The sequence below is a fragment of the Pantoea sp. GM_Pan_3 genome, from assembly GCF_026541045.1.
GTDB classification, from domain to species: domain Bacteria; phylum Pseudomonadota; class Gammaproteobacteria; order Enterobacterales; family Enterobacteriaceae; genus Pantoea; species Pantoea anthophila.
The window spans coordinates 79,625-92,552 of the sequence record NZ_JALNVA010000010.1 but is presented as its reverse complement, the minus strand read 5'-3'; the positions used below and the strand labels follow the sequence as shown (position 1 = coordinate 92,552).

At 57.9% G+C, this 12,928-nt stretch carries 11 protein-coding genes; 9 read left to right on the top strand and 2 right to left on the bottom strand.

Annotated features, from left to right (window positions below; all coding sequences use genetic code 11):
• Positions 1 to 144: 144 nt before the first annotated feature.
• The 6 genes from priA (at position 145) to rraA (ending at position 7,317) form a co-directional block, all read left to right on the top strand.
• Positions 145 to 2,340 carry a primosomal protein N' gene (gene priA, locus OXR04_RS21210; protein WP_267372701.1) on the top strand — a complete coding sequence of 732 codons (2,196 nt, stop codon included), beginning with the start codon at positions 145 to 147 and terminating at the stop codon, positions 2,338 to 2,340.
• 162 nt (positions 2,341 to 2,502) lie between these two features.
• Positions 2,503 to 3,540, top strand: a complete 1,038-nt coding sequence (gene cytR, locus OXR04_RS21205) for a DNA-binding transcriptional regulator CytR (protein WP_009088024.1) — start codon at positions 2,503 to 2,505, stop codon at positions 3,538 to 3,540.
• Positions 3,541 to 3,692: 152 nt separating this feature from the next.
• Positions 3,693 to 4,706: a cell division protein FtsN gene (gene ftsN / locus OXR04_RS21200; RefSeq protein ID WP_267372700.1), complete on the top strand. Its 1,014-nt coding sequence runs from the start codon at positions 3,693 to 3,695 to the stop codon at positions 4,704 to 4,706.
• An 88-nt stretch (positions 4,707 to 4,794) separates the two neighbouring features.
• Positions 4,795 to 5,325 (top strand): ATP-dependent protease subunit HslV, encoded by a 531-nt coding sequence (gene hslV, locus OXR04_RS21195; RefSeq protein ID WP_009088029.1) that lies wholly within the window; start codon positions 4,795 to 4,797, stop codon positions 5,323 to 5,325.
• A 10-nt stretch (positions 5,326 to 5,335) separates the two neighbouring features.
• On the top strand, positions 5,336 to 6,673 hold the full coding sequence (gene hslU / locus OXR04_RS21190; protein WP_267372699.1) for an HslU--HslV peptidase ATPase subunit: 1,338 nt from the start codon (positions 5,336 to 5,338) through the stop codon (positions 6,671 to 6,673).
• Positions 6,674 to 6,831: 158 nt separating this feature from the next.
• Complete coding sequence (gene rraA / locus OXR04_RS21185) at positions 6,832 to 7,317, top strand: ribonuclease E activity regulator RraA (protein ID WP_009088032.1); 486 nt, start codon at positions 6,832 to 6,834, stop codon at positions 7,315 to 7,317.
• 71 nt (positions 7,318 to 7,388) lie between these two features.
• Here rraA and zapB read toward each other — a convergent pair whose 3' ends face one another.
• The gene (gene zapB, locus OXR04_RS21180; protein ID WP_003851242.1) at positions 7,389 to 7,628 is read right to left on the bottom strand and encodes a cell division protein ZapB; all 240 of its coding nucleotides are present in this window, start codon (positions 7,626 to 7,628) and stop codon (positions 7,389 to 7,391) included.
• Between the two features lie 405 nt (positions 7,629 to 8,033).
• Between zapB and OXR04_RS21175 the strand changes: the two genes are divergently transcribed.
• The 3 genes from OXR04_RS21175 to glpX all read left to right on the top strand — a co-directional run bounded on the left by OXR04_RS21175 (position 8,034) and on the right by glpX (position 11,537).
• Positions 8,034 to 8,888 (top strand): MIP/aquaporin family protein, encoded by an 855-nt coding sequence (locus OXR04_RS21175; RefSeq protein ID WP_009088034.1) that lies wholly within the window; start codon positions 8,034 to 8,036, stop codon positions 8,886 to 8,888.
• Positions 8,889 to 8,918: 30 nt separating this feature from the next.
• The gene (glpK, locus tag OXR04_RS21170; protein ID WP_009088036.1) at positions 8,919 to 10,430 is read left to right on the top strand and encodes a glycerol kinase GlpK; all 1,512 of its coding nucleotides are present in this window, start codon (positions 8,919 to 8,921) and stop codon (positions 10,428 to 10,430) included.
• 96 nt (positions 10,431 to 10,526) lie between these two features.
• Positions 10,527 to 11,537: a class II fructose-bisphosphatase gene (glpX, locus tag OXR04_RS21165; RefSeq protein WP_267372698.1), complete on the top strand. Its 1,011-nt coding sequence runs from the start codon at positions 10,527 to 10,529 to the stop codon at positions 11,535 to 11,537.
• On the opposite strand, the gene emrD is transcribed toward glpX, so the two are convergent.
• Positions 11,527 to 12,720 carry a multidrug efflux MFS transporter EmrD gene (gene emrD / locus OXR04_RS21160; RefSeq protein WP_084690423.1) on the bottom strand — a complete coding sequence of 398 codons (1,194 nt, stop codon included), beginning with the start codon at positions 12,718 to 12,720 and terminating at the stop codon, positions 11,527 to 11,529. The two genes, glpX and emrD, sit on opposite strands and share 11 nt — an antisense overlap.
• Between the last annotated feature and the right edge of the window lie 208 nt (positions 12,721 to 12,928).

Genomic DNA, 12,928 nt, shown 5'->3' with positions numbered 1-12,928 from the left:
TGTACTCCGGCAAGGTCTTTCTCACCGAAGGCGGCATATTATACAGAGAAGTTGTCATTGCTGCAAATTTATCCTGGGATACCCGCCATCCGGGTCCAGCGTGTACACTAGCCCTCCCGATGCCCGAGCCGGAAAGAGAGAGTTATGCCCGTTGTCCAGGTTGCCCTGCCCGTCCCCTTGCCCCGCCTGTTTGATTATCTGCCGCCACAGGGCGCGCAACCGGTCATTGGTGGTCGCGTAAGTGTGCCCTTTGGCAATCGCAGGATGATCGGCATTGTGGTCGCCCTGCGTGAGAGCAGCGATCTGCCCGAAGGACAGCTCAAGCGCGTCATTGAGGTGCTGGATAGCGAGTCACTCTATCCCTCTTCGCTGTGGCGCATCCTTAACTGGGCCGCCAGCTACTACCACTCTCCCCAGGGCGAAGTGCTGAATCATGCCATCCCGGTGCTGCTGCGTCAGGGCAAACCCGCGCAGGATAACCCGTTATGGCGCTGGGAAATTACCGAGCAGGGCCGGGCGACCACGCCGGAGAGTTTAAAGCGCGCGCCCAAACAGCAGCAGGCGCTGGCTGCCCTGCGTCAGCAGCCGCTCTATCGCCATCAGGTCAGCGAACACGACCTGACGGAGGCGACGCTTCAGGCTCTGCGCATCAAAGGGCTGTGCGAGCTGTATGAGCATCAGCCGCAGCGGCACGACTGGCGAACCACCTTCGCCGTTAAAGGCGAACGCCTGCGTCTGAATACAGATCAGGCGATGGCGGTCGGTGCAATTCGGGCAGATGACGAACATTACGCCGCCTGGCTGCTGGCGGGCATCACCGGTTCCGGCAAAACGGAGGTCTACCTCAGCGTGCTGGAGAATGTGCTGGCTCGGGGAAAACAGGCGCTGGTGCTGGTCCCGGAGATCGGCCTGACCCCGCAGACAATTGCCCGTTTCCGGGAGCGTTTTGATGCGCCGATTGACGTGCTGCACTCCGCCTTAAACGACAGTGAGCGGCTGGCCGTCTGGTTACGTGCGCGGCGCGGTGAAACGGCGATTGTGATTGGCACCCGCTCGGCGCTGTTTACCCCGCTGGCCCGGCCGGGGGTCATCATCATTGATGAAGAGCACGACAGCTCTTACAAGCAGCAGGAGGGCTGGCGCTATCAGGCGCGCGATCTGGCTGTGTTTCGCGCCCATGAAGAAAATATCCCGATTGTAATGGGATCGGCGACGCCCGCGCTGGAGACGCTGCACAATGTGCGCAGCGGCAAGTACCGCCAGCTCGACCTGACAAAGCGCGCAGGCAATGCCAGACCGGCGCTGCAACAGCTGATCGACTTAAAAGGTGTGCAGCTGATCGGCGGCCTGGCACCGGGCCTGATTGGCAAAATGCGTCAGCACCTGCAGGCGGATAATCAGGTGCTGCTGTTTCTTAACCGCCGCGGCTTTTCGCCCGCCCTGCTCTGTCACGACTGCGGCTGGATTGCCGAGTGTCACCGCTGTGACCGCTACTACACGCTGCATCAGCATCATCGCCAGCTGCGCTGCCACCACTGCGACAGCCAGCGTCCGCTTCCTCATCAGTGCCCGCAGTGTGGCTCGACTCACCTGCTGCCGGTCGGTGTCGGCACGGAACAGCTGGAACAGCAGCTCGGCACGCTGTTCCCTGGCGTGCCGGTGTCGCGAATCGATCGTGATACCACCAGCCGTAAAGGGGCGCTGGAGCAGCATCTGGCCGATGTGCATCGCGGAGGCGCGCGCATTCTGGTTGGTACTCAGATGCTGGCGAAGGGCCACCACTTCCCTGACGTGACGCTGGTGTCGCTACTGGATGTCGATGGGGCGCTGTTTTCCGCCGATTTCCGGGCGGCGGAGCGCTTTGCTCAGCTCTACACCCAGGTCGCCGGGCGCGCCGGGCGTGCCGGTAAGCAGGGCGAAGTCCTGCTGCAGACCCACCACCCGGAACATCCGCTGCTTCAGACCCTGCTGCACCAGGGCTATACGGCGTTTGCGCAGCAGGCACTGCTGGAGCGCCAGGCGGTTCACCTGCCGCCCTGGAGCCGCCATGCGCTGTTTCGCGCTGAAGATATGGATAATCAGCAGGCAGCTGAATTTCTGCAACAGCTTCGTAACCTGCTGGAGGCCAGTCCGCTCAACGATCAGGCCATGTGGTTTATGGGGCCGGTCCCGGCCCTGCAGCCAAAACGCAGCGGCCGCTGGCGCTGGCAACTGCTGGTTCAGCACCCTTCCCGACAGCGTCTGCAGCAGTTGCTGAGCAGTTCGCTGCCGCTGATTTTCACCCTGCCCGCCGCGCGCAAAGTGAAATGGACGCTGGATATTGATCCTACCGAGAGCTGATCTCCGCTGACGTTGCGAGCCAGATCGAAAAATGTCGCATAAGTCACAATTTTTATGCAAATTAAGTAACAACCAGCCACGCAATCGTTAACAATGTGGCTGGTTTGCCTCTGAGCAGGCAAAAACAGAATCGAACACGCCATAATGCGTCAGGAGCATGTGTTGGAGCAGAATCAACAACCGCCCGCCGCCACGATGAAGGATGTCGCGGAACATGCGGGTGTCTCAACCGCCACCGTATCGCGTGCGCTGATGAATCCGGAGAAAGTTTCTGCGGCCACCCGACAGAAAGTCGAACAGGCCGTTGCCGCCGTCGGCTATGCAGCACATGGTCCCACACGCAACGCGCGTCGCAATGAGACCCGAACCATCCTCGTCATTGTCCCTGATATCTGCGATCCCTTCTTCAGTGAAATCATCCGCGGCATTGAAGTCACGGCAGCCGAAGAGGGTTATCTGGTGCTGATTGGCGACTGCGCCCATCAGAATCAGCAGGAGCGAACCTTTCTCAACCTGATGGTGACACGCCAGATAGATGGCATGGTCCTGCTGGGCTCACAGCTGCCCTTCGATGCCGGCATTGATGAGCAGCGCAACCTGCCGCCGATGGTGATGGCGAATGAGTTTGCGCCCGAAATGTCACTGCCCTCGGTGCACATCGACAACCTGACCGCCGCGTTTGAAGCGGTTAATCATCTGCTGCAGTTAGGTCACACACAGATTGCCTGCATCGCCGGGCCGGAAGAGATGCCGCTCTGTCAGTATCGTTTACAGGGCTATGTCCAGGCGATGCGGCGCAGTGGCCTGACGGTCGACCCCACCTATATTGTGCGCGGCGATTTCACCTTTGAAGCGGGCGTTGCCGCGATGAATCAGCTGATGACCCTGCCGCAGCCACCGCGCGCGCTGTTTTGCCACAGCGACATTATGGCGCTCGGGGCGATGAATCAGGCCCGACGCTGCGGGCTGCGGATACCTGACGATCTCTCTGTGGTGGGATTTGATGACATCGAGTTGTCGCGCTACTGCGAGCCGCCGCTGACTACCGTTACCCAACCGCGTTATCAGATCGGCCGGGAAGCGATGCTGCTGCTGCTGGATGAGCTGAATGGCAAACGGGTCATCAGCGGTTCGCGGCTACTGGACGCGGGTCTGACCATTCGGGGCAGCACGGCGCGCGCAAAAAAGCGTGAAAAATAAGCGTATTCGCCGCGCTTTTTCAGTAGATTCTTAAAGCGAACACTGCTGGTCAAAGTTCCGACCCTTGAGTAACATGGCGGACTCCTTGCCGGGCGCGTAAAAATCATCATTTCGCCCATCTGGCACTATTTTTGAAGGGTATAAGAACGAGAGTGGCACAAAAAGATTACGTAGGCCGCGGGCGTTCAACAGGGACGCGTCGCAAAAAAAGCCCCAGCCGCGGCAAGAAGAGCAAAGGCGGTTCGGGAACATCCAAACTGATGATTGTACTGGCGGTCGCCGTGCTGGTGACCTTTGCCGGTGGTTTATGGTTCCTGGCGCATCACAAGAAAGAGGACGTGCCGGTCATTACGGATCATAAAGCCAACGGCAATGGCTTACCGCCGAAGCCCGAAGAGCGCTGGAAATATATTAAAGAGCTGGAGAACCGTCAGGTTACCGTGCCGACCCCTATCGAACCCTCTTCGGGTGGCGAGGTGAAGTCGCAGACGCAGCTGACTGACGAGCAGCGTCAGCTGCTGGAGCAGATGCAGGCGGATATGCGCCAGCAGCCAACGCAGCTGAACGAAGTGCCGTGGAACGAACAGACACCGGCGCAACGTCAGCAGACGCTGCAGCATCAGCAGCAGTTACAGCAGCTGCAACGCCAGCAGCAGCAATTCCAGCAACAGCAGCAACGTCAGCAGCAGCAGGTTCAGCAACAACAGCTGCAGCAGCAACGTCAGCAGTTGCAGGCTCAACAGCAGCAACAGCGCCAGCAGCAGTTGCAGCAGCAACAACAGCAGCGTCAGCAGCAGCTGCAGTTACAGCAGCAACGTCAGCAGCAGCAGCAGCAAAATGTTCAGCGCCAGACGCAGCCTGCGCCAGTTACGCGGGAACCCGAGGTGCAGTCAAAACCGCAGGAGACCGCAAAAGCGAAACCGGCGGAGAAAGCCTCTTCGCAGCGCTGGATGGTACAGTGCGGGTCATTCAAAGGCACCGACCAGGCGGAGTCAGTGCGTGCCGGTTTAGCCTTTGAAGGATTTGAAAGCCGCATTACGACCGGTGGCGGCTGGAATCGCGTGGTGATTGGTCCGTATAAAGATCGCGCCTCTGCGGACAGCACACTGAAGCGTCTGCGCAGTTCCGGCCACTCCGGCTGCATTCCCCTCTCAATCGGGGGTTGAAACCCGTCAAACCCGCCCCATATCTGTTGCATGATACTCCGCGCCCCGTGCGCGGAGTCCTTTTCCGACTGCAACAAGGGGTCTGCCCGTGACAACAATAGTAAGTGTACGACGCAACGGCCAGGTAGTGATTGGCGGTGATGGCCAGGCTACGCTCGGCAATACCGTGATGAAAGGCAACGTTAAAAAAGTGCGTCGTTTATACAACGATAAGGTGATTGCCGGATTTGCTGGCGGCACCGCAGACGCCTTCACCCTGTTTGAGCTTTTCGAACGTAAACTGGAAATGCATCAGGGCCACCTGGTGAAAGCCGCGGTGGAACTGGCTAAAGACTGGCGTACTGACCGTATGCTGCGTCGACTTGAAGCCCTGCTGGCGGTCGCGGATGAGTCCGCCTCACTGATCATCAGCGGTAATGGTGATGTAATTCAGCCTGAAAACGATCTGATTGCCATCGGCTCCGGCGGACCTTTCGCCCAGGCCGCGGCACGTGCGCTGCTGGAGAATACCGACATGGGCGCGCGCGACATCGTTGAGAAGTCGCTGAACATCGCAGGCGATATCTGCATCTACACTAACCATAACGTTAATTTCGAAGAATTAACCTCCAGGGCGTAAAGGTATAACTATGTCTGAGATGACTCCACGCGAAATCGTCAGCGAACTGAACCGCTTTATTATCGGCCAGGACAGCGCCAAGCGCGCCGTGGCTATTGCACTGCGCAACCGCTGGCGTCGCATGCAGCTGGATGAAGAGCTGCGCCATGAAGTGACCCCGAAAAACATCCTGATGATCGGACCGACCGGTGTCGGTAAAACGGAGATCGCCCGTCGTCTGGCTAAACTGGCCAATGCGCCTTTTATCAAGGTCGAGGCGACCAAATTTACCGAAGTGGGTTATGTCGGTAAGGAAGTCGATTCGATCATTCGCGACCTGACCGACTCCGCCATTAAGATGGTGCGCAGCCAGGCGATTGAAAAGAACAAATACCGTGCAGAAGAGATGGCGGAAGAGCGCATCCTGGATGTTCTGATTCCGCCAGCCAAAAACAACTGGGGCCAGTCAGAGCAGAGCGCGGAACCTTCTGCGGCGCGCCAGTCGTTCCGTAAAAAACTGCGCGAAGGCCAGCTGGATGACAAAGAGATCGAGATCGACCTGGCCGCCAGCGGCCCGGGCGTCGAAATCATGGCGCCTCCGGGAATGGAAGAGATGACCAGCCAGCTGCAGTCGATGTTCCAGAACCTCGGCGGCCAGAAGCAGAAAGCCCGCAAGCTGAAGATCAAAGAAGCGATGAAGCTGCTGATCGAAGAAGAAGCGGCAAAACTGGTGAATCCGGAAGAGCTTAAACAGGACGCCATCGATGCCGTCGAGCAGCACGGTATCGTGTTTATCGATGAGATCGACAAAATCTGTAAGCGCGGCGGCCAGAATGCTGGCGGTCCGGATGTGTCACGCGAAGGCGTTCAGCGCGACCTGCTGCCGCTGGTGGAAGGCTGCACGGTCTCAACCAAGCACGGTATGGTGAAAACGGACCACATTCTGTTTATCGCTTCGGGCGCGTTCCAGGTTGCCAGCCCGTCCGATTTAATCCCGGAACTGCAGGGCCGTCTGCCTATCCGCGTTGAACTGCAGGCGCTGACCGTGAATGATTTCGAGCGCATTCTGACAGAGCCTAACGCGTCAGTGACCGTGCAGTACAAAGCGCTGATGAATACCGAAGGCGTGAATATTGATTTCACCGAGGATGGTATCCGCCGGATCGCTGAGGCCGCATGGCAGGTTAACGAAACCACCGAAAACATCGGTGCGCGTCGTCTGCATACCGTGCTGGAACGTCTGATGGAGGATATCTCCTATGACGCCAGCGATCGTCACGGTGAATCGGTCACCATTGATGCTGACTATGTGGGTAAACATCTGGATGAACTGGTGGCTGACGAAGACCTGAGCCGCTTCATTCTCTGATTCACGGATGTCGCACTTTTCAGAAGCCCAGCCGAACCGGCTGGGCTTTTTTATGCATGTTCTTGATCGAACGATGCTTTTTTCAGGGTGATGATTTTGCCAACAATCTGCATATAGCGATATACTTAGCATTCCTGTGGCAAACAGACGAAACCCTTATGAAATACGATACATCTGAACTCTGCGATATCTACCATGAAGAAGTGAATGTTGTTGAACCGCTTTTTTCAAACTTTGGTGGGCGCACTTCATTCGGTGGTCAGATTACCACAGTGAAATGCTTTGAAGACAACGGCTTACTCTACGACCTGCTGGAAGAAAATGGCCGCGGCCGGGTGCTGGTGATTGATGGCGGCGGTTCCGTGCGTCGGGCGCTGGTGGATGCGCAGCTGGCACGTCTGGCAGCCACTAACGAGTGGGAAGGCCTGGTCATCTACGGGTCAGTACGTCAGGTTGACGAGCTGGAAGAGCTGGAAATTGGCATTCAGGCGATTGCCGCCATTCCGGCCGGCGCAGCGGGTGAAGGGATTGGCGAAAGCGATGTGCGCGTCAATTTCGGCGGCGTGACCTTCTTTTCCGGCGACCATCTCTATGCCGACAACACCGGTATCATTCTGTCAGAGGATGCGCTGGACCTCGAATAAGGTCCGACAGCAACCGGGAGCAGACATGAAAACGGGTGCCTGAGCACCCGTTTTTCACATCAGCTGAGGCTTCAAACCTCTTCCATTTTTCCCAGCAGTGCGCGCAGACGTTCCTGCCAGACGTGCTGCTCTTCTTTCAGGTGCTGATTTTCACGCATCAGCGCATCGTGGTTGCCCGCGACTTGTTGCGCATCGTTACGCAGTGAGTTGTTCTGCTCTTTCAGCTCTTCGATTTCCATCTGCAACAGGGTGATGGTATCAATCGCCTGCTGTACTTTCGCTTCCAGTTTCTCAAACACTTCAAATGACATCTTTCTGACCTCTCCTAAATTCCTGCAAGGCGTTGATGATGCCAGCGCTAGCCAGCAACGTTGTCCCGATTGTATGTACCCTCACCCCGCAAGTCCAGCAACGCGGGCGCGCCGGGCGTAGTCTGTAACACTTTTCAGTCTATGCCTGAATTTATGCTGCGCTCAGATCAACGGCACACAGCGATCCCTCCGCCACGCCCGCTATCCGGCGCATTTAAGGGCGAAAGAAAGCCGGAATACGCGAAAACGCGCATTTTTATGACACAGTACACAAAAAATGATTTCGCTATTTCTCGTTTATGTTCGTTAACGATAAATTCACACCAACCCTACAATAAAGCTGGGCGACTCATGGAATGAGAACAAAAACTGATAAAATTTAACCTCGCTTCAGGAACCACTATTATGAGTCAGACAACTAACACGCTCAAAGGTCAGTGTATTGCCGAATTTCTGGGGACAGGCTTGATTATTTTCTTCGGCGCGGGCTGTGTGGCCGCACTGAAACTCGCCGGTGCCGCATTCGGTCAGTGGGAAATCTGCATCATCTGGGGGCTGGGCGTTTCAATGGCCGCCTACCTCACCGCAGGCATTTCGGGTGCGCACCTGAACCCGGCCATTACCGTGGCGCTCTGCCTGTTTGCTAATTTTGAAGGACGTAAAGTTCTGCCTTACATCATCTCACAGGTTGCCGGCGCCTTTTGTGCCGCAGCGCTGGTCTATGGCCTCTACTACAGCCTCTTTATTGACTATGAGCAGAGCCATCAGATGGTGCGCGGCACGGTTGAGAGTCTCGACCTGGCGGGCATCTTCTCAACCTATCCTAACCCGCACATCGGTGTCGGTCAGGCATTCCTGGTTGAGATGGTCATCACGGCGGTACTGATGGCGGTCATCATGGGTCTGACGGATGACGGTAACGGCATCCCACGCGGCCCACTGGCACCCCTGCTGATCGGCCTGCTGGTCGCGGTAATTGGTGGCGCAATGGGTCCGCTGACCGGCTTTGCCCTGAACCCGGCACGTGATTTCGGACCGAAGATTTTCGCATGGCTGGCAGGCTGGGGTAACGTTGCCTTCACCGGCGGTCGTGACATCCCTTACTTCCTCGTACCGATTTTTGGTCCGCTGGTCGGTGCCTGCCTGGGTGCCGTAGGTTATCGCGCACTGATTGGCCGCTATCTGCCAGGCACCGCGAAGGAACCTGCCAGTGTTCCTGCAGACAAACCGGTTGCACGCGCTCAGCAGCGTAAAGCGTAAGTTTCACCTTTTATCATCAGGACTGAATTTATGACTACCACAGATAAAAAATACATTGTCGCGCTCGATCAGGGCACAACCAGTTCACGCGCCGTGATCCTCGATCATGACGCCAACATCGTCGCCGTCTCGCAGCGTGAATTTACCCAGATCTACCCGAAAGCGGGCTGGGTTGAGCATGATCCGATGGATATCTGGGCCTCTCAAAGCTCCACGCTGGTTGAAGTGCTGGCACACGCCGATATTCGCTCCGATGAAATTGCCGCTATCGGTATCACCAATCAGCGCGAAACCGCTATCGTCTGGGACAAAGAGACCGGTAAGCCGGTCTATAACGCCATCGTCTGGCAGGATCCCCGCACCGCAGACTACTGTAACAAACTGAAGAAAGAGGGACTGGAAGAGTATATCCAGCACACCACCGGTCTGGTGATTAACCCCTACTTCTCCGGCACCAAAGTGAAGTGGATCCTCGATAACGTTGAAGGCGCACGTGAGCGTGCGAAACGTGGCGAGCTGCTGTTCGGCACCGTTGATACCTGGCTGGTCTGGAAAATGACCCAGGGCCGCGTACATATCACCGATTACACCAACGCCTCCCGTACCATGATGTTCAACATTCACAAGCTGGAGTGGGATCAGCGCCTGCTGGATATTCTGGATATCCCGCGTGAAATGCTGCCGGAAGTGAAATCGTCGTCTGAAGTCTATGGTCAGACCAACATCGGCGGTAAAGGCGGCACGCGTATTCCTATCGCCGGTATTGCCGGTGACCAGCAGGCGGCGCTCTATGGCCAGCTCTGCGTCCAGCCTGGCATGGCGAAAAATACCTACGGCACCGGCTGTTTTATGCTGATGAACACCGGTACTGAAGCGGTAACCTCAACGCATGGCCTGCTGACCACCATCGCCTGTGGCCCGCGTGGTGAAGTGAACTATGCGCTGGAAGGCGCGGTGTTCATCGGGGGTGCCTCGATTCAGTGGCTGCGCGATGAGATGAAGCTGATCAGCGATGCCGCTGACTCTGAATACTTTGCGATGAAAGTGAAAGATACCAACGGCGTCTACATGGTGCCGGCATTCACCGGTCTGGGCGCACCTTACTGGGACCCGTATGCCCGTGGCGCGATCTTCGGTCTGACGCGCGGTGCGAACGCTAACCACATCATCCGTGCCACGCTGGAGTCGATCGCTTATCAGACCCGCGACGTTCTGGAAGCGATGCAGAACGATGCGAACACCCGTCTGCAGGCGCTGCGTGTGGATGGGGGCGCGGTGGCCAACAACTTCCTGATGCAGTTCCAGTCTGACATCCTCGGCACCCGTGTTGAGCGTCCGGAAGTGCGTGAAGTTACGGCGCTGGGTTCAGCGTATCTGGCGGGTCTGGCCGTCGGCTTCTGGCAGGATCTGGATGAAGTCCGTGCAAAATCGGTGATTGAGCGTGAGTTCCGCCCAAGCCTGGAAACCACTGAACGTAACTTCCGCTATGCCGGCTGGAAAAAAGCCGTCGCCCGCGCGCAGGCGTGGGAAGAAGAAGAGTAATACCGGGGCCCGCGACCGTCTGTGTCGCGGGCCTTTTCCCCGCCCCACTCTCCCGCTGTGTTACACTGCCTGTCTGTTTTTTGTCAGGCAGAGACCATGAAACGAGAACTTGCCATTGAATTTTCCCGCGTAACCGAAGCTGCCGCTCTGGCGGGCTATTACTGGTTAGGGCGCGGCGACAAAAATGCGGCCGATGGCGCGGCTGTCCATGCCATGCGTCACGTCCTCAACTCCATTGAGATCGACGGCCAGATTGTGATCGGCGAAGGCGAAATCGACGAAGCCCCGATGCTCTATATCGGTGAAAAAGTCGGCACCGGTCGCGGCGACGCGGTCGATATTGCGGTCGATCCGATTGAAGGCACCCGCATGACGGCGCTGGGTCAGGCTAACGCGCTGGCCGTCATGGCCGTGGGCGACAAGGGCAGTTTTCTCCACGCACCCGATATGTACATGGAGAAGCTGATTGTGGGGCCGGCCGCCCACGGGACAATCGATCTCGACCTGCCGCTGGAAACCAACCTGCGTAATATCGCTATCGCAATGAACAAGCCGCTGTCGCAGTTAACCGTGTCGATTCTGGCAAAACCCCGCCATGACGCGGTGATTGGTCAGCTGCAGCAGCTGGGTGTGCGGGTCTTCACCTTCCCGGATGGCGACGTGGCCGCCTCCATTCTGACCTGCATGCCGGACAGCGAAGTGGATGTGATGTATGGCATCGGCGGTGCGCCGGAAGGCGTGGTCTCTGCGGCCGTCATCCGGGCGCTGGACGGCGATATGCAGGGCCGGCTGCTGGCGCGTCATCACGTTAAGGGCGACAGCGCGGAAAACCGTCTGCTCGGCGAGCAGGAGCTGCAGCGCTGTGCAGAGATGGGGATTGAGGCAGGGAAAAAGCTGACGCTGAGTGAGATGGCGCGCAACGACAACGTGGTCTTTGCCGCCACCGGCATTACCAGTGGCGAGCTGCTGAAAGGCATTACGCGTCAGGGTAATATCGCCACCAGCGAAACTCTGCTGATTCGCGGTAAATCACGCACCATCCGCCGTATCCAGTCGATTCACTATCTTGACCGCAAGGATCCGGCGCTTCATCCGTTTATCCTGTAACCGCCTGGTTGCCGCGCTCCGGCTGACGTGAGAGCGGCAACCAGCAGAGCAGCATCACCAGCGCCGTGAAGAACATCAGCATCCCCAGGCTGAACTGGTCGCGCTGCGGCATCATCGCTGACAGCCACGCGACCAGACCCGAGCCCAGGTTCATCAGCCCGCCAATCAGCGCGCCCGCGCTACCCGCCAGCCAGGCATAAGGCTCCATAGCGCCAGAGGTTGCCAGCGGAAAAAGCATACCGGCACCAAAAAAGAAGAGCGCGGCCGGCACCAGCAGGGTCCAGATATTCATCACGCCGAACCACGCCGGGATCCACATCAGAATGCCCGCCAGCAGGCAGCTGTTCACGCCCCACCACATCAGGCTATGCCAGGAGCCCTGCTCGCGTCCGGCAAACCAGGCGCCAAAGAAGGCCGCCGGAATCGGCAGAATAAACAGGATACTGACTGTCAGGCTGTGCAGGCCCAGCACGCCGCCCAGTAATACACCGCAGCTCGACTCAAATACCGCAATTCCGGCGAGCGCGCCAATCAGCAGCACGATGTAGCGGACGAAATTCGCGTCGCTGAGCAGACGGGCGTAGCGTTTAAAGAAGGGCGTCACTTCTGCACTCTGCGGCCGGGTTTCCGGCAGCCAGCGCGCCATCGCGCCGGTGACCGTCAGGCAGAGCAGCAGCAGGAAGGCAAAGCAGGCATGCCAGCCAAAGAGCTGGGTCAGCAGCGCGCCAATCACCGGTGCCAGCAGCGGGCTGACCAGAATGCCCATATTCAGCAGGCTGTTAGCACGGCGCAGCGCGTGACCCTCATAGAGATCGCGCGGCATGGTGCGGGCCATCACGCCAGCCACGCCGGTTCCCAGCCCCTGCACGGCGCTGCCAAGCACCAGCATATCCAGCGAGGTCGCCATCAGCGCGGTCACCGCCCCGATCATAAAGATCAGCATGCCTGCCAGGATCACCGGGCGCCGCCCCACGCTGTCCGACAGCGGGCCGTAGATCAGTTGCGATCCGCCATAGGTCATCAGATAGGCCGCCATCACGCGTTGCAGCGCGCCATCCCGCACGTTCAGCGCATCGGCCATTACCGCCATAGCCGGAACATAAATGGTCTGCGCCATCTGACCCACGGCCACCAGCACAATGAGCATCACCAGCAGCGGGCGATTTTCCAGTTTCGTCATCATGGTTATACAAAATATCTTTCTGTGAAAGGAGGTTAAAACAGCGGTTCACCCGCCGGACATCTTATTATGGCGGGCAAAATATCAGGATTAGGTGACAAAGCGAGAGGCAGACGAAAAGGTCCTGGCTTGCGCCTGTCAAGTTTATGCACCAGCCTGTAAAGGGAATGCAACAGTTTGTCGATTCGAGCCTTTGCGAGGGCGCAGGCTG

Bases quoted from the DNA above. Each gene is read 5' to 3' on its own strand.
- emrD (WP_084690423.1), bottom strand. From the start codon at position 12,720: ATGATGACGAAACTGGAAAATCGCCCGCTGCTGGTGATGCTCATTGTG.
- rraA (WP_009088032.1), top strand. From the start codon at position 6,832: ATGAAATACGATACATCTGAACTCTGCGATATCTACCATGAAGAAGTG.
- zapB (WP_003851242.1), bottom strand. From the start codon at position 7,628: ATGTCATTTGAAGTGTTTGAGAAACTGGAAGCGAAAGTACAGCAGGCG.
- glpX (WP_267372698.1), top strand. From the start codon at position 10,527: ATGAAACGAGAACTTGCCATTGAATTTTCCCGCGTAACCGAAGCTGCC.
- hslU (WP_267372699.1), top strand. From the start codon at position 5,336: ATGTCTGAGATGACTCCACGCGAAATCGTCAGCGAACTGAACCGCTTT.
- OXR04_RS21175 (WP_009088034.1), top strand. From the start codon at position 8,034: ATGAGTCAGACAACTAACACGCTCAAAGGTCAGTGTATTGCCGAATTT.
- glpK (WP_009088036.1), top strand. From the start codon at position 8,919: ATGACTACCACAGATAAAAAATACATTGTCGCGCTCGATCAGGGCACA.
- priA (WP_267372701.1), top strand. From the start codon at position 145: ATGCCCGTTGTCCAGGTTGCCCTGCCCGTCCCCTTGCCCCGCCTGTTT.